The sequence below is a fragment of the Caballeronia sp. LZ034LL genome, assembly GCF_031451215.1.
Lineage (GTDB): Bacteria > Pseudomonadota > Gammaproteobacteria > Burkholderiales > Burkholderiaceae > Caballeronia.
The window spans coordinates 2,744,349-2,769,794 of record NZ_JARUXR010000001.1; the positions used below are offsets into that span (position 1 = coordinate 2,744,349).

Annotated in this window: 23 protein-coding genes and 4 tRNA genes; 1 reads left to right on the plus strand and 26 read right to left on the minus strand. The window is 60.9% G+C overall.

The window, feature by feature from the left end; genetic code table 11:
* Positions 1-2 precede the first annotated feature (2 nt).
* The 15 genes from rpsC to rpoB form a co-directional block, all read right to left on the minus strand.
* On the minus strand, positions 3-797 hold the full coding sequence (rpsC, locus tag QCE83_RS12605) for a 30S ribosomal protein S3 (protein ID WP_087049856.1): 795 nt from the start codon (positions 795-797) through the stop codon (positions 3-5).
* An 11-nt stretch (positions 798-808) separates the two neighbouring features.
* On the minus strand, positions 809-1,138 hold the full coding sequence (gene rplV, locus QCE83_RS12610) for a 50S ribosomal protein L22 (protein WP_007730533.1): 330 nt from the start codon (positions 1,136-1,138) through the stop codon (positions 809-811).
* A 12-nt stretch (positions 1,139-1,150) separates the two neighbouring features.
* Positions 1,151-1,426: a 30S ribosomal protein S19 gene (gene rpsS, locus QCE83_RS12615; RefSeq protein ID WP_035967602.1), complete on the minus strand. Its 276-nt coding sequence runs from the start codon at positions 1,424-1,426 to the stop codon at positions 1,151-1,153.
* Between the two features lie 10 nt (positions 1,427-1,436).
* Positions 1,437-2,264 carry a 50S ribosomal protein L2 gene (rplB, locus tag QCE83_RS12620; protein WP_309810383.1) on the minus strand — a complete coding sequence of 276 codons (828 nt, stop codon included), beginning with the start codon at positions 2,262-2,264 and terminating at the stop codon, positions 1,437-1,439.
* A gap of 2 nt (positions 2,265-2,266) precedes the next feature.
* The gene (rplW, locus tag QCE83_RS12625; protein ID WP_035967599.1) at positions 2,267-2,581 is read right to left on the minus strand and encodes a 50S ribosomal protein L23; all 315 of its coding nucleotides are present in this window, start codon (positions 2,579-2,581) and stop codon (positions 2,267-2,269) included.
* Positions 2,578-3,198, minus strand: a complete 621-nt coding sequence (gene rplD, locus QCE83_RS12630; protein WP_309810386.1) for a 50S ribosomal protein L4 — start codon at positions 3,196-3,198, stop codon at positions 2,578-2,580. Before rplD ends, rplW begins: the two co-directional genes overlap by 4 nt.
* On the minus strand, positions 3,198-3,857 hold the full coding sequence (rplC, locus tag QCE83_RS12635) for a 50S ribosomal protein L3 (protein ID WP_309810389.1): 660 nt from the start codon (positions 3,855-3,857) through the stop codon (positions 3,198-3,200). Before rplC ends, rplD begins: the two co-directional genes overlap by 1 nt.
* A gap of 222 nt (positions 3,858-4,079) precedes the next feature.
* Positions 4,080-4,391 (minus strand): 30S ribosomal protein S10, encoded by a 312-nt coding sequence (gene rpsJ, locus QCE83_RS12640; RefSeq protein ID WP_006998489.1) that lies wholly within the window; start codon positions 4,389-4,391, stop codon positions 4,080-4,082.
* 148 nt (positions 4,392-4,539) lie between these two features.
* The gene (tuf, locus tag QCE83_RS12645; RefSeq protein ID WP_309810391.1) at positions 4,540-5,730 is read right to left on the minus strand and encodes an elongation factor Tu; all 1,191 of its coding nucleotides are present in this window, start codon (positions 5,728-5,730) and stop codon (positions 4,540-4,542) included.
* Between the two features lie 67 nt (positions 5,731-5,797).
* Complete coding sequence (gene fusA, locus QCE83_RS12650; protein ID WP_309810393.1) at positions 5,798-7,900, minus strand: elongation factor G; 2,103 nt, start codon at positions 7,898-7,900, stop codon at positions 5,798-5,800.
* A gap of 120 nt (positions 7,901-8,020) precedes the next feature.
* Positions 8,021-8,491 carry a 30S ribosomal protein S7 gene (gene rpsG, locus QCE83_RS12655; RefSeq protein ID WP_006053291.1) on the minus strand — a complete coding sequence of 157 codons (471 nt, stop codon included), beginning with the start codon at positions 8,489-8,491 and terminating at the stop codon, positions 8,021-8,023.
* Positions 8,492-8,674: 183 nt separating this feature from the next.
* Entirely contained in the window at positions 8,675-9,055 is a 381-nt protein-coding gene (gene rpsL, locus QCE83_RS12660) for a 30S ribosomal protein S12 (RefSeq protein ID WP_006998493.1), read from the minus strand.
* A 219-nt stretch (positions 9,056-9,274) separates the two neighbouring features.
* Entirely contained in the window at positions 9,275-11,122 is a 1,848-nt protein-coding gene (gene recQ, locus QCE83_RS12665) for a DNA helicase RecQ (RefSeq protein ID WP_309810396.1), read from the minus strand.
* Between the two features lie 181 nt (positions 11,123-11,303).
* Positions 11,304-15,545: a DNA-directed RNA polymerase subunit beta' gene (gene rpoC / locus QCE83_RS12670; protein WP_309810398.1), complete on the minus strand. Its 4,242-nt coding sequence runs from the start codon at positions 15,543-15,545 to the stop codon at positions 11,304-11,306.
* A 21-nt stretch (positions 15,546-15,566) separates the two neighbouring features.
* Entirely contained in the window at positions 15,567-19,673 is a 4,107-nt protein-coding gene (gene rpoB / locus QCE83_RS12675) for a DNA-directed RNA polymerase subunit beta (protein WP_309810400.1), read from the minus strand.
* 122 nt (positions 19,674-19,795) lie between these two features.
* Here rpoB and QCE83_RS12680 point away from each other — a divergent pair, with 122 nt between their 5' ends.
* Positions 19,796-20,008 carry a hypothetical protein gene (locus QCE83_RS12680; protein WP_309810402.1) on the plus strand — a complete coding sequence of 71 codons (213 nt, stop codon included), beginning with the start codon at positions 19,796-19,798 and terminating at the stop codon, positions 20,006-20,008.
* A gap of 33 nt (positions 20,009-20,041) precedes the next feature.
* On the opposite strand, the gene rplL is transcribed toward QCE83_RS12680, so the two are convergent.
* The 11 genes from rplL to QCE83_RS12735 all read right to left on the minus strand — a co-directional run bounded on the left by rplL (position 20,042) and on the right by QCE83_RS12735 (position 25,233).
* A complete protein-coding gene (gene rplL, locus QCE83_RS12685; protein WP_094781735.1) occupies positions 20,042-20,419 on the minus strand; it encodes a 50S ribosomal protein L7/L12 in 378 nt (125 codons plus the stop codon).
* A gap of 83 nt (positions 20,420-20,502) precedes the next feature.
* The gene (rplJ, locus tag QCE83_RS12690; RefSeq protein WP_309810407.1) at positions 20,503-21,000 is read right to left on the minus strand and encodes a 50S ribosomal protein L10; all 498 of its coding nucleotides are present in this window, start codon (positions 20,998-21,000) and stop codon (positions 20,503-20,505) included.
* 304 nt (positions 21,001-21,304) lie between these two features.
* Positions 21,305-22,003, minus strand: a complete 699-nt coding sequence (gene rplA, locus QCE83_RS12695) for a 50S ribosomal protein L1 (protein WP_309810410.1) — start codon at positions 22,001-22,003, stop codon at positions 21,305-21,307.
* Positions 22,004-22,435: a 50S ribosomal protein L11 gene (gene rplK, locus QCE83_RS12700; protein ID WP_061163555.1), complete on the minus strand. Its 432-nt coding sequence runs from the start codon at positions 22,433-22,435 to the stop codon at positions 22,004-22,006.
* A 146-nt stretch (positions 22,436-22,581) separates the two neighbouring features.
* Positions 22,582-23,139 carry a transcription termination/antitermination protein NusG gene (nusG, locus tag QCE83_RS12705; protein ID WP_050454953.1) on the minus strand — a complete coding sequence of 186 codons (558 nt, stop codon included), beginning with the start codon at positions 23,137-23,139 and terminating at the stop codon, positions 22,582-22,584.
* Position 23,140: 1 nt separating this feature from the next.
* Entirely contained in the window at positions 23,141-23,521 is a 381-nt protein-coding gene (secE, locus tag QCE83_RS12710; RefSeq protein WP_309810414.1) for a preprotein translocase subunit SecE, read from the minus strand.
* A 36-nt stretch (positions 23,522-23,557) separates the two neighbouring features.
* Positions 23,558-23,633: transfer RNA gene (locus QCE83_RS12715), tRNA-Trp, on the minus strand.
* 67 nt (positions 23,634-23,700) lie between these two features.
* Positions 23,701-24,891 (minus strand): elongation factor Tu, encoded by a 1,191-nt coding sequence (gene tuf / locus QCE83_RS12720; protein ID WP_309810391.1) that lies wholly within the window; start codon positions 24,889-24,891, stop codon positions 23,701-23,703.
* A 62-nt stretch (positions 24,892-24,953) separates the two neighbouring features.
* Positions 24,954-25,028 (minus strand) — tRNA-Thr (locus tag QCE83_RS12725).
* 15 nt (positions 25,029-25,043) lie between these two features.
* Positions 25,044-25,117 (minus strand) — tRNA-Gly (locus tag QCE83_RS12730).
* A gap of 30 nt (positions 25,118-25,147) precedes the next feature.
* Positions 25,148-25,233: transfer RNA gene (locus QCE83_RS12735), tRNA-Tyr, on the minus strand.
* Positions 25,234-25,446 lie beyond the last annotated feature (213 nt).

The following is a 25,446-nucleotide window of genomic DNA, read 5'->3' on the forward strand; positions in this document are numbered from 1 at the left end:
CGTTATTCTCCAGTCTTCGCGTCACCGCCAGCGCGACGGGGTGCACCGCGACGCGCGCCAGCCGGAGCGCCTTCACCGTCACGGCGCGGGCGGCGGTCGCCACCCGGACGTGCGTTGCGGCGCGGACGCTTTTCTTCCGCGACTTCTTCCACGACCGGCGCTTCGTTGCGGCCCAGGGTGTCGCCCTTGTAGACCCACACCTTCACGCCGATGATGCCGTACGTGGTCTTCGCTTCCGACGTTGCGTAGTCGATATCCGCACGCAGCGTATGGAGAGGCACGCGACCTTCGCGATACCACTCGGTACGAGCGATTTCAATACCGTTCAGACGACCCGCGCTCATGATCTTGATGCCCTGGGCACCGAGACGCATCGCGTTCTGCATCGCGCGCTTCATCGCGCGGCGGAACATAATCCGGCGCTCGAGCTGTTGCGTGATCGAATCAGCGATGAGCTGAGCATCCGTTTCCGGCTTGCGGATTTCTTCGATGTTGACGTGAACCGGAACGCCCATGCGCTTTTGCAGCTCGGACTTCAGCAGTTCGATGTCTTCACCCTTCTTGCCGATGACGACGCCCGGACGCGAGCTGTAAATCGTGATGCGCGCGTTCTTCGCCGGACGCTCGATGACGACGCGGCCGACCGAAGCGTTCTTCAGCTTCTTCTTCAGATATTCACGAACACCGATGTCTTCCTGCAACATCGCCGCGAAATTGTTGTTGTTCGCGTACCAGCGCGAAGCCCAATTGCGGCTGACGGCCAAACGGAAGCCAGTCGGATGAATTTTCTGTCCCATCGTATGGCTCCTTAATTCCCGACCGTCACAGTGATGTGACAGGATTGCTTCTCGATGCGGTTACCGCGACCCTTTGCGCGTGCGGTGAAACGCTTCAGCGAAGCAGCCTTGTCGACGTAGATGCTCGTGATCTTGAGCTCGTCGATATCGGCGCCTTCGTTGTGTTCCGCATTCGCGATCGCAGACAGCACGACCTTCTTGACGATACCCGCCGCCTTCTTCGGCGAGAACGTCAGAACGTTCAGCGCCTTGTCGACCGGCAGACCACGGATCTGGTCAGCCACAAGGCGCGTCTTCTGCGCCGAGATGCGGGCACCGCGATGAATTGCCTTCACTTCCATCTTGATAGCCCCTTATTTCTTGGCCTTCTTGTCGGCTGCGTGACCCTTGAACGTACGGGTCAGTGCGAACTCGCCAAGCTTGTGGCCGACCATGTTTTCCGTGACATACACCGGAACGTGTTGACGGCCGTTGTGAACAGCGATCGTCAGACCGATGAAGTCCGGCAGAATCGTCGAACGACGCGACCAGGTCTTGATCGGCTTCTTGTCACGCGTCGATGCAGCCGACTCAACCTTCTTCAGCAAATGAGCGTCGCAGAACGGACCTTTTTTAGCAGAACGTGTCATTGCCTACTCCTTAACGCTTGTGACGGCGCTGGACGATCATCGTCGTCGTGCGCTTGTTGCTACGGGTGCGATAGCCCTTCGTCGGCGTACCCCACGGGCTCACCGGATCGCGACCTGCAGCCGTCTTGCCTTCACCACCGCCGTGCGGGTGATCGACCGGGTTCATTGCAACGCCGCGCACCGTCGGACGGATACCGCGCCAGCGGTTCGCGCCTGCCTTGCCGATTTGACGGAGGCTGTGCTCTTCGTTGCCCACTTCACCGATCGTCGCGCGGCACTCGACGTGCACGCGGCGGATTTCGCCCGAGCGCAGACGCACTTGTGCGTACACGCCTTCACGAGCCAGCAGCATGGCCGACGTACCAGCCGAACGCGCCATTTGCGCGCCCTTGCCCGGCAGCATCTCGATGCAGTGGATCGTCGTACCGACCGGGATGTTGCGGATCGGCAGGGTGTTACCCGCGCGGATCGGCGCTTCCGAACCGGACATCAGCTGCGTGCCGACCGTCACGCCCTTCGGCGCGATGATGTAGCGACGCTCGCCGTCTGCGTACAGAACCAGCGCGATGTTCGCGCTACGGTTCGGGTCGTACTCGAGACGCTCGACCTTCGCTGCGATGCCGTCCTTGTTGCGACGGAAATCGACGATACGGTAATGCTGCTTGTGACCACCGCCCTGGTGACGCGTGGTGATACGGCCGTTGTTGTTACGGCCCGCCGACTTGGATTGCGTGTCGAGCAGCGCTGCGTGCGGCTTGCCCTTATGCAGATCCTTGTTGACGATCTTGACCATCGCGCGGCGACCCGGCGAGGTCGGCTTAACTTTCACGATTGCCATGATTACTTGGCCTCCGCTTCAAAGTTGATTTCCTGGCCGGGCTTCAGGCAGACGTACGCCTTCTTCACGTCCTTGCGCTTGCCGTTGAAGCGGCCAAAGCGCTTTGCCTTGCCCTTCGTGACGAGCACGTTGACGGAATTGACTTCGACCTTGAACAGCAGCTCGACAGCAGCCTTGACTTCCTGCTTCGTGGCGTCCGGTGCGACTTCGAACACGACTTGTTCGTTCTTGTCGGCAACCAGCGTCGCCTTTTCGGAGATCACCGGCGCGAGCAGAACTTGCATCAAACGATGATCGTTTTTGCGAACTTCGCTCATGACAGCAACTCCTCGATCTGAGCGACCGCAGCCTTCGTGATCAGGATCTTCTTGAAGTAGATCAGCGAGAGCGGGTCGGCGTAACGCGGCTCGACAACGGCCACATGGGCCAGGTTGCGCGACGCGAGGTACAGGTTCTCGTCGACCGTATCGGTGATGACCAACACGGAATCGAGACCCATGGCCTTGAATTTTTCGGCCAGCAGCTTGGTCTTCGGGGCTTCGAGCGTCAGCTCTTCAACCACCGAGATACGGCCTTCGCGAGCCAACTGCGAGAAGATCGAGCGCAGACCTGCGCGATGCATCTTCTTGTTGACCTTGTGCGAGAAGTTCTCTTCCGGCGAATTCGGGAAGATACGGCCACCGCCGCGCCACAACGGGCTCGACGACATACCGGCACGAGCGCGGCCCGTACCCTTCTGACGCCACGGCTTCTTGGTGGTGTGCTTGACCTGCTCGCGATCCTTCTGCGCGCGGTTGCCGCTGCGTGCGTTCGCCTGATAGGCGATCACGACCTGGTGAATCAGGGCTTCGTTGTAATCGCGACCGAACACGACGTCCGATGCGTTCACGCCAGCGCCTTCCTGACCATTGGCATTCAGGAGCTTAAGTTCCATTATTTCGCTCCTTTCACAGCACGCGTCTTGACGGCCGGGGTCACGAAGACCTTGCCGCCCTTCGCACCCGGAACAGCGCCGCGGACGAGCAGCAGGCTGCGCTCGGCGTCGATGCGGGCGATTTCGAGATTCTGGACCGTGACGGTCTCGTCACCGAGGTGACCCGTCATGCGCTTGCCCGGGAACACTCGACCCGGATCCTGCGCCATACCGATCGAACCCGGAACGTTGTGCGAACGCGAGTTACCGTGCGATGCACGGCCCGATGCGAAGTTGTAGCGCTTGATCGTGCCGGCGTAGCCCTTACCGATCGACGTGCCTTGCACATCAACCTTCTGGCCGACTTCGAAGATATCCGCTGCGATGACAGCGCCATTCGACAGTTCACCTGCCTTGGCTGCATCGACGGGGAATTCCTTGAGGATTTCACCGGCTTGAACGCCGGCTTTGGCGAGGTGACCCGCCAACGGCTTCGTCACGCGCGATGCGCGGCGAGTACCGAATGCAACCTGAACGGCGGTATAACCATCCGTTTCAACGGTCTTGATCTGCGTCACGCGGTTGTCCGACACGTCCAGCACGGTGACGGGGATCGAGTCCCCCTCAGGCGTGAAGATACGGGTCATACCAACCTTGCGACCTACGAGTCCAAGGCTCATCGTTTTCTCCATTCCCAACTGCGATTGGTCGGGGCTGATTTACAAGTGCCGCCTGCGTCACGGAAGACTGGAGCGGCTTTACAAACGCATTTTTCGTGCGGATAGGCGCGAAAAGTCTTGGAGTATAACAAGGCTTTTCGATTCCCGCAAGCAATTCAAAGACTTAGCTCCGTCTCGGCGGCTTTCGTCAGATCACAACGCGCCGCCGGAGCTTTTTGAGACTTACTGCAGCTTGATTTCGACGTCGACGCCAGCGGGCAGGTCGAGCTTCATCAGCGCGTCGACGGTCTTGTCCGTCGGATCGACGATGTCCATCAGGCGCTGGTGGGTACGGATTTCGAGCTGGTCGCGCGACGTCTTGTTGACGTGCGGCGAACGCAGGATGTCAAAACGCTGAATGCGCGTCGGCAGCGGCACCGGGCCACGGACGATTGCGCCAGTCCGCTTCGCCGTATCGACGATTTCGGCTGCCGATTGATCGATCAGACGATAGTCGAAAGCCTTCAGACGAATGCGGATTTTTTGGTTCTGCATGACAATTCCTTGGAAAGAGCGAGGCGGTCTTGCACCGCCGATTGGCAAAAGAGCGTGGAACCGGACACGCGTGGAGGACGCGCATCCGGTCCCGGTCTGTTACTGCATGACTGCTGCACTACGAGCGCAATCGAGCAAGCCCGATATATTACTCGATAATCTTCGCCACGACACCGGCGCCGACGGTACGACCGCCTTCACGGATAGCGAAGCGCAGACCTTCTTCCATGGCGATCGGGGCGATCAGCTTGACCGTGATCGACACGTTGTCGCCCGGCATCACCATTTCCTTGTCCTTCGGCAGCTCGATCGAGCCCGTCACGTCCGTCGTACGGAAGTAGAACTGCGGACGGTAGTTGTTGAAGAACGGCGTGTGACGGCCGCCTTCGTCCTTGCTCAGCACGTACACTTCAGCCGTGAAGTGCGTGTGCGGCGTGATCGAACCCGGCTTGGCCAGAACCTGGCCGCGCTCCACGTCTTCACGCTTCGTGCCGCGCAGCAGGATACCGACGTTGTCGCCTGCCTGACCTTGGTCGAGCAGCTTGCGGAACATTTCCACGCCCGTGCAGGTCGTCTTCACCGTCGTCTTGATACCGACGATTTCGATTTCCTCGCCAACCTTCACCACACCACGCTCGATACGGCCCGTCACCACCGTGCCGCGACCCGAGATCGAGAACACGTCTTCCACCGGCATCAGGAACGAACCGTCAACTGCGCGTTCCGGCGTCGGGATGTACGTGTCCAGCGCGTCGGCCAGGCTCATGATCGCCACTTCGCCCAGCTCGCCCGTGTCGCCTTCCAGCGCCAGCTTGGCCGAACCCTTCACGATCGGCGTGTCGTCGCCCGGGAAGTCGTACTTCGAGAGGAGCTCGCGCACTTCCATTTCGACCAGCTCGAGCAGCTCGGCGTCGTCGACCATGTCGCACTTGTTCAGGAACACGATGATGTACGGCACGCCGACCTGACGGGCCAGCAGGATGTGCTCACGCGTCTGCGGCATCGGGCCGTCAGCGGCCGAGCACACCAGGATTGCGCCGTCCATCTGCGCGGCGCCCGTGATCATGTTCTTCACGTAGTCGGCGTCGCCCGGGCAGTCGACGTGCGCGTAGTGGCGGTTAGCCGTTTCGTACTCGACGTGCGCGGTGTTGATCGTGATGCCGCGTGCCTTTTCTTCCGGTGCCGCGTCGATCTGGTCGTATGCCTTCGCTTCGCCGCCGAACTTCTTGGTCAGCACCGTGGTGATCGCTGCCGTCAGCGTGGTCTTGCCGTGGTCAACGTGACCGATCGTACCGACGTTCACGTGCGGCTTGGTCCGCTCGAATTTACCTTTTGCCATGATTACCTTCTTTCAGAGATTGTTTGTCGGTTAAAGCTTGTGGCTTGCGCCGAATGACTTGCGGGTATTACTTACCCTTGGCGTTGATGATCGCTTCGGCGACGTTACGCGGAGCTTCAGCATAGTGCTTGAACTCCATCGTGTACGTTGCACGGCCTTGCGTCAGCGAACGCAGCGAAGTGGAGTAGCCGAACATTTCCGACAGCGGCACTTCTGCGCGAACGATCTTGCCGCCGCCAATCATGTCTTCCATACCCTGGACGATACCGCGACGGCCCGACAGGTCGCCCATCACGTTGCCCATGTAGTCTTCCGGCGTTTCGACTTCGACGGCCATCATCGGTTCGAGGATGACCGGGCTTGCCTTGCGCATCGCTTCCTTGAAGGCCATCGAGCCGGCCATGCGGAACGCGTTTTCGTTCGAGTCCACGTCGTGGTACGAACCGAACGTCAGGTGCACCTTCACGTCCACGACCGGGAAGCCAGCCAGCACGCCCGACTTCAGCGTTTCCTGGATACCCTTGTCCACGGCCGGGATGTATTCGCGCGGAATCACGCCGCCCTTGATCTCGTCCAGGAACTCGTAGCCCTTGCCCTGCTCGTTCGGCTCGAGCGTGATGACCGCGTGACCGTACTGGCCGCGACCACCCGACTGCTTGACGAACTTGCCGTCGACGTCTTCGGCCTTGCTGCGGATCGTTTCGCGGTAAGCCACCTGCGGCTTGCCGACGGTTGCTTCCACGCCGAATTCACGACGCATACGGTCGACCAGAATTTCCAGGTGGAGCTCGCCCATGCCCGAAATGATGGTCTGGCCCGATTCCTCGTCCGTCTGGACGCGGAACGACGGATCTTCCTGTGCCAGACGGTTCAGCGCCAGACCCATTTTTTCCTGGTCGGGCTTCGTCTTCGGCTCGACGGCCTGGGAGATCACCGGCTCCGGGAAAATCATGCGTTCGAGCACGATGGGGTGCTGCGGATCGCACAGCGTGTCGCCCGTGGTCGCTTCCTTCAGGCCGACGGCCGCCGCGATGTCGCCCGCGCGCACTTCCTTGATTTCTTCGCGCTGGTTCGCGTGCATCTGCAGAATCCGGCCAAGGCGTTCCTTCTTGTCCTTGGTCGCGTTCAGCACGGTGTCACCCGAATTCACGATGCCCGAATACACGCGGAAGAAGATCAGCTGGCCGACGAACGGATCCGTCATGATCTTGAACGCGAGTGCCGAGAACTTCTCGTCGTCGGCTGCACGGCGCTCTGCCTTCTCGCCGCTTTCGAGTTCGCCCGTGACCGGGGGAATGTCCACCGGCGACGGCAGGAAGTCGATCACGGCGTCGAGCATGCGCTGCACGCCCTTGTTCTTGAACGCGGTGCCGCACAGCATCGGCTGGATTTCGCACGCGATGGTCCGGTCGCGGATCGCCTTGACGATTTCCGCCTCGCTCAGCTCTTCGCCGCCGAGATACTTTTCCATCAGCTCTTCGGTGGCTTCGGCAGCCGACTCGATCATCTTCTCGCGCCACTCGTTGCACGTGTCGACGAGTTCAGCCGGGATGTCGACGTAGTCGAACTTCGTACCTTGGGACGCTTCGTCCCAAATGATCGCCTTCATCTTGATCAGGTCGACCACGCCCGTGAACGTGTCTTCCGCGCCGATCGGCACGACGACGGGAACCGGATTGGCCTTCAGGCGGGTCTTCAGCTGGTCATAGACCTTGAAGAAGTTCGCGCCGGTACGGTCCATCTTGTTGACGAACGCGAGACGGGGAACCTTGTACTTGTTCGCCTGGCGCCACACGGTTTCCGACTGCGGCTGCACGCCGCCCACTGCGCAGTAGACCATGCACGCGCCGTCGAGGACGCGCATCGAGCGTTCCACTTCGATCGTGAAGTCGACGTGACCCGGGGTGTCGATGATGTTGATGCGGTGCTCGGGATAGTTGCCGCCCATGCCCTTCCAGAAGGCGGTGGTGGCAGCGGACGTGATCGTGATGCCGCGCTCCTGCTCCTGCTCCATCCAGTCCATCGTTGCAGCGCCGTCGTGAACTTCACCAATCTTGTGGTTCACGCCCGTGTAGAACAGGATGCGCTCGGTCGTCGTCGTTTTGCCGGCGTCGATGTGAGCGCTAATACCGATATTGCGGTAGCGCTCGATAGGTGTCTTGCGAGCCACTTTGGATCCTTTTTCGGGTCGACGCGACGGCCAATTGCCGACCGCGTCCTAAGACAAACGGGCGAGGCGCCTGGAATAGCGCACCCGCCCTGATTTTCCGTTATGCCCTGGAGCGGGAGCTTAGAAACGGAAGTGCGAGAATGCCTTGTTGGCCTCTGCCATGCGGTGAACTTCGTCGCGCTTCTTCATTGCGCCGCCGCGGCCTTCAGCCGCTTCCGAGAGTTCGCCTGCAAGACGCAGGGCCATCGACTTTTCGCTGCGCTTCTTCGCGGCTTCACGCAACCAACGCATCGCCAATGCCATACGACGCGAGGGACGCACTTCGACCGGAACCTGATAGTTGGCACCACCAACGCGACGGCTCTTCACTTCGACCACCGGCTTCACGTTGTTGAGCGCAACCGTGAACACTTCCAGCGGGTCCTTGCCACCCTTGGTCTGGATCTGTTCAAAAGCGCCGTACACGATACGCTCGGCAACCGACTTCTTGCCGGAGAGCATCAGCACGTTCATGAACTTGGCTACATCTACGTTACCGAACTTCGGATCCGGCAACACTTCCCGCTTGGGGACTTCGCGACGACGCGGCATGATTCTTCCTTTACTTTTTCAGTTGGAGCAGTTTCCCGCTCCGCGGCCACCAACAAACCCGATCCATCTCTTCGACTAAACCAGCTTGGCCGGGTGACCACTTACTCGACAGCACCGGCATTTCCGGCACCACCGCCTTAACCGCCTTGCGGCGACCTGATTGTCCTGCAGCAGACCAGCGACTTACTTGCCGGCCTTGGCACGCTTCGCGCCGTACTTCGAGCGAGCCTGCTTACGATCCTTGACGCCCTGGGTATCCAGCGAGCCGCGAACCATGTGGTAACGCACACCCGGCAAGTCCTTCACACGGCCGCCGCGAATCAGCACGACCGAGTGCTCTTGCAGGTTGTGGCCTTCACCGCCGATGTACGAGATGACTTCGAAACCGTTCGTCAGACGAACCTTGGCAACCTTACGAAGTGCCGAGTTCGGCTTCTTCGGCGTGGTGGTGTACACGCGGGTGCACACGCCACGACGTTGCGGGCAGTCCTGCAGGGCCGGCGACTTGCTCTTCGTCGTTTCCGACGCGCGGCCTTTGCGAACCAGTTGATTGATGGTTGGCATTGTTTAATCCTAAAAATGAACAGAATCAGCGCAACTCCGGTCGGGCAAAGCGAACAAAATTGCGCATTTTGTGCTCCCGCCGATGGTTTCCACTCCCAGCGCCCGTTCAGCAAGCGGCAGTCGAGAAATTCCAAAAACGAGAACCAAGCATGATATTCCGAAAATCCCAATCGGGTCAATACGTTGCACCGAAATCAGGGGGTTTTCAGAGAAGCGGACTCAGGCAGAGCCGACGACATCGAGCAGCTCGTCGCCAAAGCGCTCCAGCTTGCGCACGCCGATGCCCGGAATATGCCGAAGATCGTCGATCGTATCGGGATCGCTGCGAGCAATTTCCGCCAGCGTGGCGTCATGAAAAATGACATAGGCCGGCACGCCGTCGCTCTTGGCCGTCTCGGCGCGCCAGGCCCGCAGCCGCTCCCAGCGCGTCTTCTCGCGCGGCGACATGCCTGCGGTGGGGTCAGCGCGTTCGCCGGTCCGCGCTGAGCCTTGACGGCTGCGCGCAGGCTTCACGTACTTGCGCAGCGTGACGCTCTCCTCGCCCTTGAGCACCGGCTTGCTGGCATCGGTCAGCACGAGCGCGCCGAAACCATCGTGGTCCACGGCCAGATAGCCGAACGCCACCAGTTGCCGGAAAACTGCACGCCATTCAGCCTCGGCAAGCGCCTCGCCGACGCCGAAAGTAGACAGCTTCTCGTGCCCGCGCTGCAGCACCTTCTCGCTGCGTACGCCTCGCAGAATGTCGATCAGATGCCCCGCGCCGAAGTGAAAGCCGCTCGCCCTCTGTGCGCGATAGACGCACGACAGCGCCATCTGCGCCTCGCGCGTGGCATCGAAGGAGGCGGGCGGCTCGAGACAGGTATCGCAATTACCGCACGGCGTGCTGTGCTCGCCGAAATAGGCCAGCAGCCGCACGCGCCGGCAGGACGCGACTTCACAGAGGCCCAGCAACGCGTCGAGCTTGCCGGTCTGCACGCGCTTGTGAGCGTCGTCCGCCTCCGACTCGTCGATCATCTTGCGCTGCTGCACGACGTCGCCGAGACCGTACGCCATCCACGCATTCGCGGGCATGCCGTCGCGGCCCGCGCGGCCAGTTTCCTGATAGTAGCCTTCGACGCTCTTCGGCAGATCCAGATGCGCCACGAAGCGCACGTCCGGCTTGTCGATGCCCATGCCGAAGGCGATCGTCGCGCACATGACGACGCCCTCTTCGCGCTGGAACATTTCCTGATGACGCTGGCGCTTCTCGAACTCCATGCCCGCGTGATACGGCAACGCGTGGAGGCCCTGCCCCTTCAGCCATTCCGCCGTCTCTTCCACCTTGCGGCGCGACAGGCAATACACGACGCCCGCATCCGTGGTGCCGTCCTTGTTCGTGTGCTCGGCGCGGATGAAATCCAGCAGCTGCGAGCGGGCATTGTCCTTCTCGACGATCCGGTAGCGGATGTTCGGGCGGTCGAAACTCGACACGAAGATGCGCGCTTCATCCAGGGCGAGACGATGCACGATTTCGTCGCGCGTGATGGCGTCCGCCGTTGCGGTGAGCGCGATGCGCGGCACGTTCGGGAAGCGCTCGTGCAGCACGGACAACTGGATGTACTCGGGCCGGAAATCATGCCCCCACTGCGACACGCAGTGCGCTTCGTCGATGGCGAAAAGACCGACCGGCGCGCTGTCGAGCAGGTCAAGAAAGCGCGCCGTCATCAGCCGTTCCGGCGCCACGTACAGCAGGTCGATCTCGCCGTTGCGCAGCGCGCGCTCCGTAGCCGCGGCTTCGGCGCCCGACAAGGTGGAATTGAGATACGCGGCGCGCACGCCGAGTTCGGTCAGCGCAGCCACCTGATCCTGCATCAGCGCGATCAGCGGCGACACGACGATGCCCGCGCCGAAGCCCGCCTCGCGCCGCACCAGCGACGGAATCTGATAACAGAGCGATTTGCCGCCGCCCGTGGGCATCAGCACGAGTGAGTCGCCGCCGTTCGCGACATGCTCGACGATCTCCGCCTGTTGTCCGCGAAAAGCGGGATAGCCGAAGATTTCGTTGAGTATTTCGAGCGACCGGGACATGGAGAAAGCGCGCACGGCGAGACAGAGATAACGAATTCTACCAACGCAACACCGCGCATCGACGCCGTTCCAGCATCGCTGGCCGAATGGACGAGCGCAGCAGGAAGCGCAGGACGAAAAAAAAACCGCCCGGTAAACACCGGGCGGCTCGATGACGCCATGAAACTGACGCGCCAGAAGCTTACTCGTTGGTATGCGGCTGCTGTTCCGCCGCCGGGGTTTCCGGCGTGCCGAAGTCGAACGACTCTTCGGCTGCGATCTGGTCGAAACGCTCGCGATCCGACGACTCCTTCGCACGGCGCGCCTTGTGGAACGCGAGACCCGTACCGGCCGGAATCAGACGGCCGACGATCACGTTTTCCTTCAGGCCGCGCAGGTCATCACGCTTGCCCATGATCGCCGCTTCGGTCAGCACGCGGGTCGTTTCCTGGAACGACGCCGCCGAGATGAACGAATCGGTCGACAGAGAAGCCTTCGTGATACCGAGCAGCACGTTGTCGTACGTGGCCGGGCGCTTGTCGTCGGCGATCATGCTGTCGTTTTCGTCCAGCATGTCCGAACGCTCGACCTGCTCGCCCGGGATGAAGCGCGTATCGCCGTTGTCGACGATCTGCACACGACGCAGCATCTGACGCACGATCACTTCAATGTGCTTGTCGTTGATCTTCACGCCCTGCAGACGGTACACGTCCTGCACTTCGTCCACGATGTAGCGCGACAGCGCCTCGATACCCTGCAGACGCAAGATGTCGTGCGGATCGGCAGGACCGTCGACGATCATTTCGCCCTTGTTGACGACCTGACCATCGTGCACCAGCACCTGCTTTTCCTTCGCGATCAGGAACTCGTGCTGATTGCCCTCGAGGTCCGTGATGACGAGACGCTGCTTGCCCTTCGTGTCCTTGCCGAACGACGTCGTGCCCGTGACTTCCGCCAGAATGCCGGCGTCCTTCGGCGAGCGCGCTTCGAACAGTTCGGCCACGCGCGGCAGACCACCGGTAATGTCACGCGTCTTCTGCGCTTCAACCGGGATACGCGCCAGCACTTCACCGACCTGCACTTGCTGACCATCCTTCACGGTGATCAGTGCGCCGACCTGGAAGCCGATCTGCACCGAATGCTCGGTGTTCGGGATCTTCACTTCCTCGCCGTTCGCGTCGAGCAGCTTCACCTGCGGACGCACGCTCTTCGAAGCCTGCGAACCGCGACGCTTCACGTCGATCACGACCAGCGTCGAAAGACCGGTCACGTCGTCGATCTGCTTCGCCACGGTCACGCCTTCCTCGACGTTCTCGAACTTCACCGTACCGCCCCACTCGGTGATGATCGGACGCGTCAGCGGGTCCCATTGAGCCAGTTGCGCACCGGCCTTGATGGTTGCGCCGTCGAGTTGCAGCAGCGTTGCGCCGTACGGGATCTTGTGACGTTCACGCTCGCGACCGAGGTCGTCCGCGATGATCGCCTCACCCGAACGCGAAATGACGACCTGCTCGCCCTTCGCGTTGGTGACGTAACGCATGGTGGCCGTGAAGCGCACCGTACCGTTCGACTTCGCTTCCACCGTCGATGCAACCGCCGCACGCGATGCCGCACCACCGATGTGGAACGTACGCATGGTCAGCTGCGTGCCCGGCTCGCCGATCGACTGTGCCGCGATCACGCCGACAGCCTCGCCGACGTTCACGCGCGAACCGCGGCCGAGGTCGCGGCCGTAGCACGAAGCGCACAGGCCATAGCGCGTTTCGCAGGTCAGCGGCGTGCGCACGCGCACTTCGTCGATACCCAGGCGCTCGATTTCTTCCACTGCGTCTTCATCGAGCAGATCGCCCGATGCGTACAGTGTCTCTTGCGTTTCCGGATTGACGACGTCCGCCACCGCAACGCGGCCGAGAATCCGGTCACGCAGCGCTTCGACGACTTCACCGCCCTCGACCAGCGCCTTCATGGCCACGCCGTTCGAGGTGCCGCAATCGTCTTCGACCACGACCAGATCCTGCGTCACGTCGACCAGACGACGCGTCAGGTAACCCGAGTTCGCCGTCTTCAGTGCCGTATCAGCCAGACCCTTACGTGCACCGTGGGTCGAGATGAAGTACTGCAACACGTTCAAGCCTTCGCGGAAGTTCGCGGTAATCGGCGTCTCGATAATGGAGCCGTCCGGCTTCGCCATCAGGCCGCGCATACCGGCCAGCTGACGAATCTGCGTCGCCGAACCGCGCGCGCCCGAGTCGGCCATCATGTAGATCGAGTTGAACGATTCCTGACGCGTGTCCTTGCCGTCGCGATCGACCACCGGTTCCGTCGAGAGCTGCTCCATCATCGCCTTGCCGACCGCTTCCGACGTGTTCGACCAGATGTCGACCACGTTGTTGTAGCGTTCCTGCGCGGTGACGAGACCCGACATGTACTGACGGTCGTATTCCTTCACCTTCTTCGCGGCGTCGCCGACGATCGTCTCTTTCTGCGGCGGCACAAGCATGTCGTCCACGCAGATCGAGATACCGGCGCGCGTTGCCAGGCGGAAGCCCATCTGCATCAGCTGGTCGGCGAAGATCACCGTTTCGCGCAGACCGCACTTGCGGAACGCCGTGTTGATCAGCTGCGAAATCTGCTTCTTCTTCAGCGGCTTGTTCAGCACCGTGAACGGCAGGCCCGGCGGCAGGATTTCCGACAGGATCGAACGGCCGACCGTGGTCGCGTACAGCGAGATCTTCGGCACGAACTTCGGTGCGCCTTCGCTCGTGTCTTCGTTCGCCACCATTTCGGTGATACGCACGTTGACGCGCGAAGCCAGCTCGACTTCCTTGTTCTCGTACGCGCGGATAGCTTCCGACACGTCCGTGAACGTCAGGCCTTCGCCCTTGCCGTTGATCGCTTCACGCGACGCGTAGTACAGGCCGAGCACGATATCCTGCGACGGCACGATCGACGGATCGCCGTTGGCCGGGAACAGGACGTTGTTCGACGCCAGCATCAGCGTGCGCGCTTCCATCTGCGCTTCGAGCGACAGCGGCACGTGGACAGCCATCTGGTCACCGTCGAAGTCGGCGTTGAACGCCGCGCAGACGAGCGGGTGCAGCTGGATGGCCTTGCCTTCGATCAGCACCGGCTCGAACGCCTGGATGCCCAGACGGTGCAGCGTCGGCGCGCGGTTCAGCATGACCGGATGCTCGCGGATCACCTCTTCGAGGATGTCCCACACCACCGGCGTCTGGTTCTCGACTTCCTTCTTCGCAGCCTTGATGGTCGTCGCGACGCCCATCACTTCCAGCTTGTTGAAGATGAACGGCTTGAACAGTTCGAGCGCCATCAGCTTCGGCAGACCGCACTGATGCAGCTTGAGCGTCGGGCCGACCACGATCACCGAACGGCCCGAGTAGTCGACGCGCTTGCCCAACAGGTTCTGACGGAAACGGCCGCCCTTACCCTTGATCATGTCGGCGAGCGACTTCAGCGGACGCTTGTTCGCGCCGGTCATCGCCTTGCCGCGACGGCCGTTGTCGAGCAGCGAATCGACGGCTTCCTGCAGCATCCGCTTTTCGTTGCGGACGATGATTTCAGGCGCCTTCAGCTCGAGCAGACGCTTCAACCGGTTGTTACGGTTGATCACGCGGCGATACAGGTCGTTCAGGTCCGACGTCGCGAAACGGCCGCCGTCCAGCGGCACGAGCGGACGCAGTTCCGGCGGCAGCACCGGCAGCACTTCGAGGACCATCCAGTCCGGCTTGATGCCCGAACGCTGGAAAGCCTCGAGCACCTTCAGGCGCTTCGCGTACTTCTTGATCTTCGCTTCGGAACCGGTGTTCTTCAGTTCCGTGCGCAGCATCTCGACCTGTTCGTCGATGTTGATCGCGCGCAGCAACTCACGCACGCCTTCCGCGCCCATTTCGGCACGGAATTCGTCGCCGTATTCCTCGACCTTGTTGTAGTAATCCTCTTCCGTCATGATCTGCCGCGCTTTCAGCGGCGTCATGCCCGGATCGATCACCACATATGCTTCGAAGTACAGCACGCGTTCGATGTCGCGCAGCGTCATGTCGAGCACCATGCCCAGACGCGACGGCAACGACTTCAGGAACCAGATGTGCGCGACCGGCGAGGCCAGTTCGATGTGGCCCATGCGCTCGCGACGCACCTTCGCCAGCGTCACTTCGACGCCGCACTTCTCGCAGATCACGCCGCGATGCTTGAGGCGCTTGTACTTGCCGCACAGGCACTCGTAGTCCTTGATCGGACCAAAGATCTTCGCGCAGAACAGGCCATCCCGTTCCGGCTTGAAGGTGCGGTAGTTGATGGTCTCCGGCTTCTTGACTTCGCCGAACGACCACGAGCGGATCTTGTCGGGCGACGCGAGGCCGATCTTGATCGCATCAAAAACTTCTTCCTGTTGGACTTGCTTGAATAGATCGAGCAGAGCTTTCATTGCTTTCTCTCCGTAGTCCGATTAGTTGCGGTCGAGATCGATGTCGATGCCGAGCGAGCGGATTTCCTTCACCAACACGTTGAAGGATTCCGGCATGCCCGCGTCGATCACGTGATCGCCCTTGACGAGGTTCTCATAAACCTTCGTCCGGCCCGTCACGTCGTCCGATTTGACCGTCAGCATTTCCTGCAGCACATACGACGCGCCATACGCCTCGAGTGCCCACACTTCCATTTCACCGAAGCGCTGGCCACCGAACTGCGCCTTACCACCCAGCGGCTGCTGCGTGACGAGCGAGTACGGTCCGGTCGAACGCGCGTGCATCTTGTCGTCGACCAAGTGGTGCAGCTTCAGGTAGTGCATGTAACCGACCGTGACCGTGCGCTCGAATGCTTCGCCCGTGCGGCCGTCGTACAGCGTGACCTGGTTCTTCGAAGGCGTCATGCCGAGATTCGTGGCGATGTCGTCCGGGTAAGCCAGATCCAGCGCACGCGACATTTCGTCTTCCGTGGCGCCGTCGAACACCGGCGTCGCGAACGGCACGCCTTCGCGCAGGTTCTTCGCCAGTTCGAGGATCTCGTCGTCGGAGAAGCTTTCCAGCTCTTCCTTGCGGCCCGACTCGTTGTAGATCTTCGTCAGGAACTGACGCATCTCTTCGATCTTCGCCTGACGCTGCATCATCTCGCCGATACGCCAGCCGAGACCCTTCGCGGCCCAGCCCAGATGCACCTCGAGAATCTGACCCACGTTCATCCGCGACGGCACGCCGAGCGGATTCAGCACCACGTCTGCCGGACGGCCATCGGCCATGTACGGCATGTCTTCGATCGGCACGATCTTCGACACGACACCCTTGTTGCCGTGACGGCCCGCCATCTTGTCGCCCGGCTGCAGGCGACGCTTCACGGCGAGATAGACCTTGACCATCTTCAGCACGCCCGGCGGCAGTTCGTCGCCTTGCGTGAGCTTCTTGCGCTTCTCTTCGAACGCGAGGTCGAACTGGTGACGCTTCTGCTCGATCGAGTCCTTGATCGCTTCCAGCTGTGCCGCCGCTTCTTCGTCCGCGAGGCGGATGTCGAACCAGTGGTAGTGGTCGAGATCTTCGAGGTACGCGAGGTCGATCTTCGTGCCCTTCGCGAGCTTCTTCGGACCGCCGTTCGCGACCTTGCCGTTCAGCATGCGGGCGAGACGCGAGAACGCGTCGCCTTCCACGATGCGCAGCTGGTCGTTCAGGTCGAGGCGATAACGCTTCAGTTCATCGTCGATGATCTGTTGCGCGCGCTTGTCACGCGTGATGCCTTCGCGCGTGAACACCTGCACGTCGATCACCGTGCCGCTCATGCCCGACGGCACGCGCAGCGACGTGTCCTTCACGTCCGAGGCCTTCTCGCCGAAGATCGCGCGCAGCAGCTTTTCTTCCGGCGTCAGCTGGGTTTCGCCCTTCGGCGTGACCTTGCCGACCAGCACGTCGCCCGCTTCGACTTCCGCGCCGATGTACACGATGCCCGACTCGTCGAGACGGCCAAGCTGCACTTCGGCCAGGTTCGAGATGTCGCGCGTGATTTCTTCCGGTCCGAGCTTCGTGTCGCGTGCAACCACATTCAGTTCTTCGATGTGGATCGACGTGTAACGGTCATCCGCCACGACCTTTTCCGAGATCAGGATCGAGTCTTCGAAGTTGTAGCCGTTCCACGGCATGAACGCGACCAGCATGTTCTGGCCGAGCGCGAGCTCGCCCAGATCGGTCGAGGCGCCGTCGGCCAGCACGTCGCCGCGCGCCACCTTGTCGCCGACCTTCGCGATCGGACGCTGGTTGATGTTCGTGTTCTGGTTCGAACGCGTGTACTTGATCAGGTTGTAGATGTCCACGCCGACGTCGCCGGCCACGGCTTCATCGTCGTTCACGCGGATCACGATACGGCCCGCGTCGACGTAATCCACCACACCGCCACGCAGTGCCTGGACCGTCGTACCCGAGTCGACCGCCACCGTGCGCTCGATGCCCGTACCGACGACCGGCTTTTCCGGACGCAGGCAAGGCACGGCCTGACGCTGCATGTTCGAACCCATCAATGCGCGGTTCGCGTCATCGTGCTCGAGGAACGGAATCAGCGATGCCGCCACCGACACGATCTGCGATGGCGCCACGTCCATGTACTGGATGCGGTCCGGCGTGACCATCAGCGTTTCGCCGGCTTCACGCGACGACACGAGTTCGTCGGTCAGCGTGCCGTCTTCGGCCACCGCGGCGTTCGCCTGGGCGATCACGTAACGGCCTTCTTCGATCGCCGACAGATAGTCGATCTGATCCGTCACCTTGCTGTCCGTGACCTTGCGATACGGCGTTTCGAGGAAGCCGTATTCGTTCAGGTGCGCGTACAGCGCGAGCGAGTTGATCAGGCCGATGTTCGGACCTTCCGGCGTTTCGATCGGGCACACGCGGCCATAGTGGGTCGGATGCACGTCGCGGACTTCGAAGCCTGCGCGCTCACGCGTCAAACCGCCCGGGCCCAGTGCGGAAACACGGCGCTTGTGCGTGATTTCCGAGAGCGGGTTGGTCTGGTCCATGAACTGCGACAGCTGCGACGAACCGAAGAACTCGCGAATCGCCGACGAAATCGGCTTTGAGTTGATCAGGTCGTGCGGCATCAGGTTTTCGCTTTCTGCCTGGCCGAGACGTTCCTTCACGGCGCGCTCGACACGCACGAGACCCGCGCGGAACTGGTTCTCCGCGAGTTCGCCGACGCAACGCACGCGACGATTGCCCAAGTGGTCGATATCGTCCACTTCGCCCTTGCCGTTGCGCAGCTCGACGAGGATCTTGATGGTCGCGAGGATGTCGTCGTCCTGCAGCGTCATCGGGCCGATGATTTCATCGCGGCCCACGCGGCGGTTGAACTTCATGCGGCCGACCTTCGACAGGTCGTACGCGTCTTCGCTGTAGAACAGACGGTTGAACAGCGCCTCGACCGCTTCTTCGGTCGGCGGCTCGCCCGGACGCATCATGCGGTAGATCGCGATGCGCGCGGCCATGCGGTCGGCGGTTTCGTCGATACGCAGCGTCGACGAGATGTACGGACCCTGGTCCAGGTCGTTCGTGTAGAGCGTCTGGATGTCCTTGACCTTCGCTTCGCGCAGCTTCTCGAGCACCGTCTCGGTGATTTCCTCGTTGGCGTTCGCGATCACTTCGCCCGTTTCCGGATCGATCACGTTCTTCGCCAGCACGCGGCCGAGCAGATAGTCCTCGGGCACCGAGATGAACTTCGTCTTGGCGTTTTCGAGGTCGCGAATGTGCTTCGCGTTGATCCGCTTGTCCTTCGTGACGATGACGCTGCCTTCGCGATCCTGGATGTCGAAGCGCGCGACTTCACCGCGCAGGCGCTCGGGAACGAATTCCATCTGCGCGCCTTCGCTCATCAACTGGAAGTTGTCGAACACGAAGAAGTTCGCGAGGATCTGTTCCGGCGACAGGCCGATGGCCTTCAGCAGGATCGTGACCGGCATCTTGCGGCGACGGTCGACGCGGAAGTACAGCACGTCCTTCGGGTCGAATTCGAAGTCGAGCCACGAACCACGGTAGGGGATGATCCGCGCCGAGAACAGCAGCTTGCCGGAGCTGTGCGTCTTGCCCTTGTCGTGCTCGAAGAACACGCCGGGCGAACGGTGGAGCTGCGACACGATCACGCGCTCGGTGCCGTTGATGACGAACGAGCCGGTCGGCGTCATGAGCGGAATTTCGCCCATGTAGACTTCCTGCTCCTTCACTTCCTTGACGACCGGCTTGCTCGGGGATTCCTTGTCGAGCAGGACCAGGCGCACTTTCGCGCGCAGGGCCGAGCAGTACGTCAGGCCGCGCTGCTGGCATTCCTTGATGTTGAATGCGGGCGGCGACAGCATGTAGCTGACGAACTCGAGCCGCGCAAAACCGTTGTGCGAAACGATCGGGAAAACAGAGCTGAACGCAGCCTGCAAGCCTTCTGCCTTGCGCTGCGACGAGGACGTATCCGCTTGCAGAAACGTCTGGAATGATTCAAGCTGGGTTGCCAGCAAGAAGGGAACTTGGTGAACGATGGGGCGCTTCGCGAAACTCTTGCGAATACGCTTCTTCTCGGTGAAGGAATATTGCATACGATCTCCGAATCACGGCGGGCGTTGCCGAGGCGGGATACCTCGGCGTCACCGCCCGGTGTTCACCGACTGAGACCCGCGCAGCTGTCCGGGGAGGACGCGCGAATCTAGAAGCTTGGTGGTTGGCCGCTACCAACCGCTGGCTGACGGCAGCGGATGCCTGTGTTTCCCGCTACCCGACCAAACTTGCCTTCTGCAGTCGCTTCAGAAGACAAAGAAAACTGCCGGAAAACTCTGCCGATCCGACCGTCATCTTTGGCCTCTATGAGGACTTTCGTACCTGCTGGCAAGCACGAAAACTGCGTCCCCACAAAGCACAAAAAGGCCGGCGGTGAAAAACCGCCAGCCTTCGCATAGCGCGCTGAAACTTACTTGATTTCAGCCTTCGCGCCAGCTTCTTCCAGCTTCTTCTTCGCTTCTTCAGCGGCAGCCTTCGGAACTGCTTCCTTGACAGGCTTCGGTGCGCCGTCGACCAGGTCCTTCGCTTCCTTCAGGCCGAGACCCGTCAGTTCGCGAACAGCCTTAATGACGGAAACCTTGTTCGCGCCCACTTCGACCAGGTTCACGGTGAACTCGGTTTGCTCTTCAGCAGCAGCAGCGCCGCCGCCAGCACCTGCGGGGCCTGCGACTGCAACAGCAGCTGCCGACACGCCAAACTTCTCTTCGAACGCCTTGACCAGCTCGTTCAGTTCCAGAACGGACATCGAGCCAACGGCTTCGAGGATGTCTTCTTTTGCGATTGCCATGTGAAATACTCCTAGATTGAATTCGGATCGAGCTAGCGATCTAGCTTTGCCTAACTTAAGCGACTAGCGCCCAAGCGTGATCGTTACGCAGCTTCGCTCTGCTTCTTTTCAGCCAGCGCGGCGAGAGCGCGCGCAAAGCCGGAAACAGGTGCCTGCATGACGAACAGCAGCTTGGAGAGCAGTTCTTCGCGGCTCGGGATGTTGGCCAGCGCTTGCACGCCTGCCTTGTCCATCACCTTGCCTTCGTAGGAACCAGCCTTGATGATCAACTTGTCATTGCTCTTGCCGAAGTCGTTGACGACCTTGGCAGCGGCAATGGCATCTTCCGAGATGCCGTAGATCAGAGGACCGGTCATCTGCTCAGCCAGCGGAGCGAACGGGGTACCTTCGACGGCGCGACGCGCCAGCGTGTTCTTCAACACGCGGAGATACACCTGTTGCTCGCGCGCTTTCGCGCGCAGCTTGGTCAGATCGCCAACCGTGATCCCACGATACTCAGCGAGCACCATCGTCTGAGCCTTCGCGACTTCCGCGGCGACTTCAGCGACGACTGCCTGCTTATCTTCTTTGTTCAGTGGCACGGTTAAACCTCCAGATTCGATGCATTCGGGCCACAAACCCTGGTGCACCACGTTCAAAACGGCGTCCGACTGTTAGGAGTATCTCGATCGATCGGTGACCATCCTGTTAGACGATCGACAACCGACTTCAACCACTGCAAAACTGTTTCGGGTTCGCCATCTGCGTTGGCTCGAATTAAGGCGATGCCTGCCTGCTGCATCACCGCCAACGGTCTTTGACAACCGGTCGCGTGATTCGGAACTGCAATCCTGCGACCGCCCAAAGCCCTTTATCAGCGCGATCGTCTGATCGCGCCCGACACTCTTACTGTTGCGCCAGCGTGCCTTGATCCACGCGAACGCCGACACCCATCGTGCTCGACACAGCGATCTTGCGCAGGTAGACACCCTTGCTCGTCGCCGGCTTTGCCTTTTGCAGCGCTTCGATCAACGCGGCGAGGTTTTGACGCAGCGACGCGGATTCGAACGATGCGCGACCGATCGTGCCATGGATGATACCGGCCTTGTCAACGCGGAACTGGACTTGACCAGCCTTTGCGTTCTTGACGGCTTGCGCCACGTCCGGCGTGACCGTACCGACCTTCGGGTTCGGCATCAGGCCGCGCGGGCCGAGAATCTGACCCAGCGTACCGACGACGCGCATCGTGTCCGGCGAAGCGATCACGATGTCGAAATTCAGGTTACCGGCCTTGACTTGCTCGGCCAGGTCTTCCATGCCGACGACGTCAGCGCCAGCAGCGCGAGCCTGTTCGGCCTTGTCGCCCTGTGCGAACACCGCGACGCGGACCGACTTGCCCGTACCGGCCGGCAGAACCACCGAACCGCGAACCACCTGGTCCGACTTCTTCGCGTCGATGCCGAGCTGCACGGCAACGTCGATCGACTCGTCGAACTTCGCGCTTGCGCACTCCTTCACGAGAGCCAGTGCGTCGTCGATCGCGTACAGCTTCTGACGATCGACCTTGCTTGCGAATGCCTGAAGGCGCTTAGAAAGCTTGGCCATTTACACGCCCTCCACAGTGATGCCCATCGAACGCGCGCTGCCGGCGATCGTGCGCACGGCTGCGTCCAGATCAGCTGCCGTAAGATCCGGCATCTTCGTCTTTGCGATTTCTTCCGCTTGAGCGCGGGTGATGTTACCGACCTTGTCGGTGTGCGGCTTGGCCGAGCCCTTCTGCACTGCCGCTGCCTTCTTGATCAGAACGGTAGCCGGCGGCGTCTTCATGATGAAGGTGAAGCTCTTGTCCGCGAATGCCGTGATGACGACCGGCACCGGCAGACCCGGCTCCATACCTTGAGTCTGCGCGTTGAACGCCTTGCAGAACTCCATGATGTTCAGGCCGCGCTGGCCCAGTGCCGGACCGACCGGCGGCGACGGATTGGCTTTACCTGCAGGAATCTGCAGCTTGATAAAGCCGATGATTTTTTTTGCCATGTTGGAAACCTCTGCTGAACGCGTGAACGTTCGGTGAGTGATAGCGCGCGTTCGGCTTGACGCCTACTGACGCTCCTCAACAGCCGTGACGCGGGCTGTAAGCGCGAATCGCGCGATGACCGTAAGGTCACGCGCGAGAATCAGATTCAAGTCTTCTCGACCTGGCCGAACTCGAGTTCGACTGGCGTCGATCGTCCAAAAATGGTCACTGAGACACGCACCTTGGACTTTTCGTAATTGACTTCCTCGACGTTGCCGTTGAAGTCGGTGAAAGGACCTTCCTTCACCCGAACCATTTCGCCTACTTCGAAGAGCGTCTTCGGCCGCGGCTTCTCGACACCTTCCTGCATCTGCGACATGATTTTTTCGACTTCGCGCGGGGAGATCGGGCTGGGCCGATTGCGCGCTCCGCCGACGAACCCTGTGACCTTCGCCGTGTTCTTGACGAGATGCCACGTTTCGTCCGTCATTTCCATCTCGACCAGGACGTAGCCCGGGAAGAAACGACGCTCGGTGACCGACTTGTGACCACCCTTGACTTCTACCACTTCCTCAGTCGGCACGAGAATCTGGCCGAACTGGTCCTGCATACCTGCCCGATCGATGCGCTCCTGAAGCGCACGTTGCACGCTCTTCTCCATACCGGAGTAGGCGTGCACCACGTACCAACGCTTTCCGCTCGGGGATGTCGGAGTATCGCTCATATCATTTCCAACCCAGAATCGCCGAGAAAATCACCCATTCGATTGACTTGTCGCTAAGCCAAAGGAATATGGCCATGATCAGTACAAACGCGAAGACCACCAAGGTCGTTTGCGTAGCCTCTTTGCGAGTAGGCCACACGACCTTGCGGACTTCCTTGTACGAGTCCTTGGCGAAGGCGATGAACCCCTTCCCCGGCGCAGAGAAAAGACCGACCGCGACACCCGCGATGACGCCGACAGCAAGGGCCGCTCCGCGGAAGTACCATTCTTGGCCAGAAAGCCAGAAGAAACCCACGAACCCGGCCAAGACCAACAATACGCCAGCCACCAACACCAACTTGTCGCCGGAAGTATTTACAGTTTCGACGGAAGGATTCGCCATAACACCTTAAACACAGCGCCACGAGGCGCAAGAATTTGGCAGGGGCAGAGGGAATCGAACCCCCAACCTTCGGTTTTGGAGACCGACGCTCTGCCAGTTGAGCTATACCCCTAAACCATTTGGAGTCGCCGAAAGCCGACGACTCCGAAACCACAAACTACCGAGAAGATTTCTGGCTCTTACTCGATAATCTTCGCCACGACACCGGCGCCGACGGTACGACCGCCTTCACGGATAGCGAAGCGCAGACCTTCTTCCATGGCGATCGGGGCGATCAGCTTGACCGTGATCGACACGTTGTCGCCCGGCATCACCATTTCCTTGTCCTTCGGCAGCTCGATCGAGCCCGTCACGTCCGTCGTACGGAAGTAGAACTGCGGACGGTAGTTGTTGAAGAACGGCGTGTGACGGCCGCCTTCGTCCTTGCTCAGCACGTACACTTCAGCCGTGAAGTGCGTGTGCGGCGTGATCGAACCCGGCTTGGCCAGAACCTGGCCGCGCTCCACGTCTTCACGCTTCGTGCCGCGCAGCAGGATACCGACGTTGTCGCCTGCCTGACCTTGGTCGAGCAGCTTGCGGAACATTTCCACGCCCGTGCAGGTCGTCTTCACCGTCGTCTTGATACCGACGATTTCGATTTCCTCGCCAACCTTCACCACACCACGCTCGATACGGCCCGTCACCACCGTGCCGCGACCCGAGATCGAGAACACGTCTTCCACCGGCATCAGGAACGAACCGTCAACTGCGCGTTCCGGCGTCGGGATGTACGTGTCCAGCGCGTCGGCCAGGCTCATGATCGCCACTTCGCCCAGCTCGCCCGTGTCGCCTTCCAGCGCCAGCTTGGCCGAACCCTTCACGATCGGCGTGTCGTCGCCCGGGAAGTCGTACTTCGAGAGGAGCTCGCGCACTTCCATTTCGACCAGCTCGAGCAGCTCGGCGTCGTCGACCATGTCGCACTTGTTCAGGAACACGATGATGTACGGCACGCCGACCTGACGGGCCAGCAGGATGTGCTCACGCGTCTGCGGCATCGGGCCGTCAGCGGCCGAGCACACCAGGATTGCGCCGTCCATCTGCGCGGCGCCCGTGATCATGTTCTTCACGTAGTCGGCGTCGCCCGGGCAGTCGACGTGCGCGTAGTGGCGGTTAGCCGTTTCGTACTCGACGTGCGCGGTGTTGATCGTGATGCCGCGTGCCTTTTCTTCCGGTGCCGCGTCGATCTGGTCGTATGCCTTCGCTTCGCCGCCGAACTTCTTGGTCAGCACCGTGGTGATCGCTGCCGTCAGCGTGGTCTTGCCGTGGTCAACGTGACCGATCGTACCGACGTTCACGTGCGGCTTGGTCCGCTCGAATTTACCTTTGGCCATTTTCGACTCCTAACAGGATTTTCGCACCTTGCGCCGCGCGCAACTTACTGGACAAATACTGCTGGTGCCCATGGGCAGGATCGAACTGCCGACCTCTCCCTTACCAAGGGAGTGCTCTACCACTGAGCCACATGGGCACTGCTAACCGACACTGGAGCGGGTGAAGGGAATCGAACCCTCGTCATAAGCTTGGAAGGCTTCTGCTCTACCATTGAGCTACACCCGCGAGGGTTGGATTCCCTTACCGCTTGAATTCTGGTGGAGGAGGTTGGATTCGAACCAACGTAGGCGTAAGCCAACAGATTTACAGTCTGCCCCCTTTAGCCACTCGGGCACCCCTCCGCAGAGAACTATCGATTATGGGGTAACAACACGCCCTTGTCAAGCGTTTCTTACGACCCAGAGCACGACGCTCTCACTAATAGGTAAGACGAAACGCAAAAACCCCACCTTTGCGGGGTGGGGTTTTTGTTTGGAGCATGAGGAGCCTGACGATTACCTACTTTCACACGGGTGATCCGCACTATCATCGGCGTGGAGTCGTTTCACGGTCCT

What these genes read in the sequence shown, in the direction of transcription:
- rpsC (WP_087049856.1), bottom strand. Translation starts at nt 797, where the DNA reads ATGGGACAGAAAATTCATCCGACTGGCTTCCGTTTGGCCGTCAGCCGC.
- rplV (WP_007730533.1), bottom strand. Translation starts at nt 1,138, where the DNA reads ATGGAAGTGAAGGCAATTCATCGCGGTGCCCGCATCTCGGCGCAGAAG.
- rpsS (WP_035967602.1), bottom strand. Translation starts at nt 1,426, where the DNA reads ATGACACGTTCTGCTAAAAAAGGTCCGTTCTGCGACGCTCATTTGCTG.
- rplB (WP_309810383.1), bottom strand. Translation starts at nt 2,264, where the DNA reads ATGGCAATCGTGAAAGTTAAGCCGACCTCGCCGGGTCGCCGCGCGATG.
- rplW (WP_035967599.1), bottom strand. Translation starts at nt 2,581, where the DNA reads ATGAGCGAAGTTCGCAAAAACGATCATCGTTTGATGCAAGTTCTGCTC.
- rplD (WP_309810386.1), bottom strand. Translation starts at nt 3,198, where the DNA reads ATGGAACTTAAGCTCCTGAATGCCAATGGTCAGGAAGGCGCTGGCGTG.
- rplC (WP_309810389.1), bottom strand. Translation starts at nt 3,857, where the DNA reads ATGAGCCTTGGACTCGTAGGTCGCAAGGTTGGTATGACCCGTATCTTC.
- rpsJ (WP_006998489.1), bottom strand. Translation starts at nt 4,391, where the DNA reads ATGCAGAACCAAAAAATCCGCATTCGTCTGAAGGCTTTCGACTATCGT.
- tuf (WP_309810391.1), bottom strand. Translation starts at nt 5,730, where the DNA reads ATGGCAAAAGGTAAATTCGAGCGGACCAAGCCGCACGTGAACGTCGGT.
- rpsG (WP_006053291.1), bottom strand. Translation starts at nt 8,491, where the DNA reads ATGCCGCGTCGTCGCGAAGTCCCCAAGCGGGAAGTGTTGCCGGATCCG.
- rpsL (WP_006998493.1), bottom strand. Translation starts at nt 9,055, where the DNA reads ATGCCAACCATCAATCAACTGGTTCGCAAAGGCCGCGCGTCGGAAACG.
- recQ (WP_309810396.1), bottom strand. Translation starts at nt 11,122, where the DNA reads ATGTCCCGGTCGCTCGAAATACTCAACGAAATCTTCGGCTATCCCGCT.
- rpoC (WP_309810398.1), bottom strand. Translation starts at nt 15,545, where the DNA reads ATGAAAGCTCTGCTCGATCTATTCAAGCAAGTCCAACAGGAAGAAGTT.
- rpoB (WP_309810400.1), bottom strand. Translation starts at nt 19,673, where the DNA reads ATGCAATATTCCTTCACCGAGAAGAAGCGTATTCGCAAGAGTTTCGCG.
- rplL (WP_094781735.1), bottom strand. Translation starts at nt 20,419, where the DNA reads ATGGCAATCGCAAAAGAAGACATCCTCGAAGCCGTTGGCTCGATGTCC.
- rplA (WP_309810410.1), bottom strand. Translation starts at nt 22,003, where the DNA reads ATGGCCAAGCTTTCTAAGCGCCTTCAGGCATTCGCAAGCAAGGTCGAT.
- rplK (WP_061163555.1), bottom strand. Translation starts at nt 22,435, where the DNA reads ATGGCAAAAAAAATCATCGGCTTTATCAAGCTGCAGATTCCTGCAGGT.
- nusG (WP_050454953.1), bottom strand. Translation starts at nt 23,139, where the DNA reads ATGAGCGATACTCCGACATCCCCGAGCGGAAAGCGTTGGTACGTGGTG.
- secE (WP_309810414.1), bottom strand. Translation starts at nt 23,521, where the DNA reads ATGGCGAATCCTTCCGTCGAAACTGTAAATACTTCCGGCGACAAGTTG.
- tuf (WP_309810391.1), bottom strand. Translation starts at nt 24,891, where the DNA reads ATGGCCAAAGGTAAATTCGAGCGGACCAAGCCGCACGTGAACGTCGGT.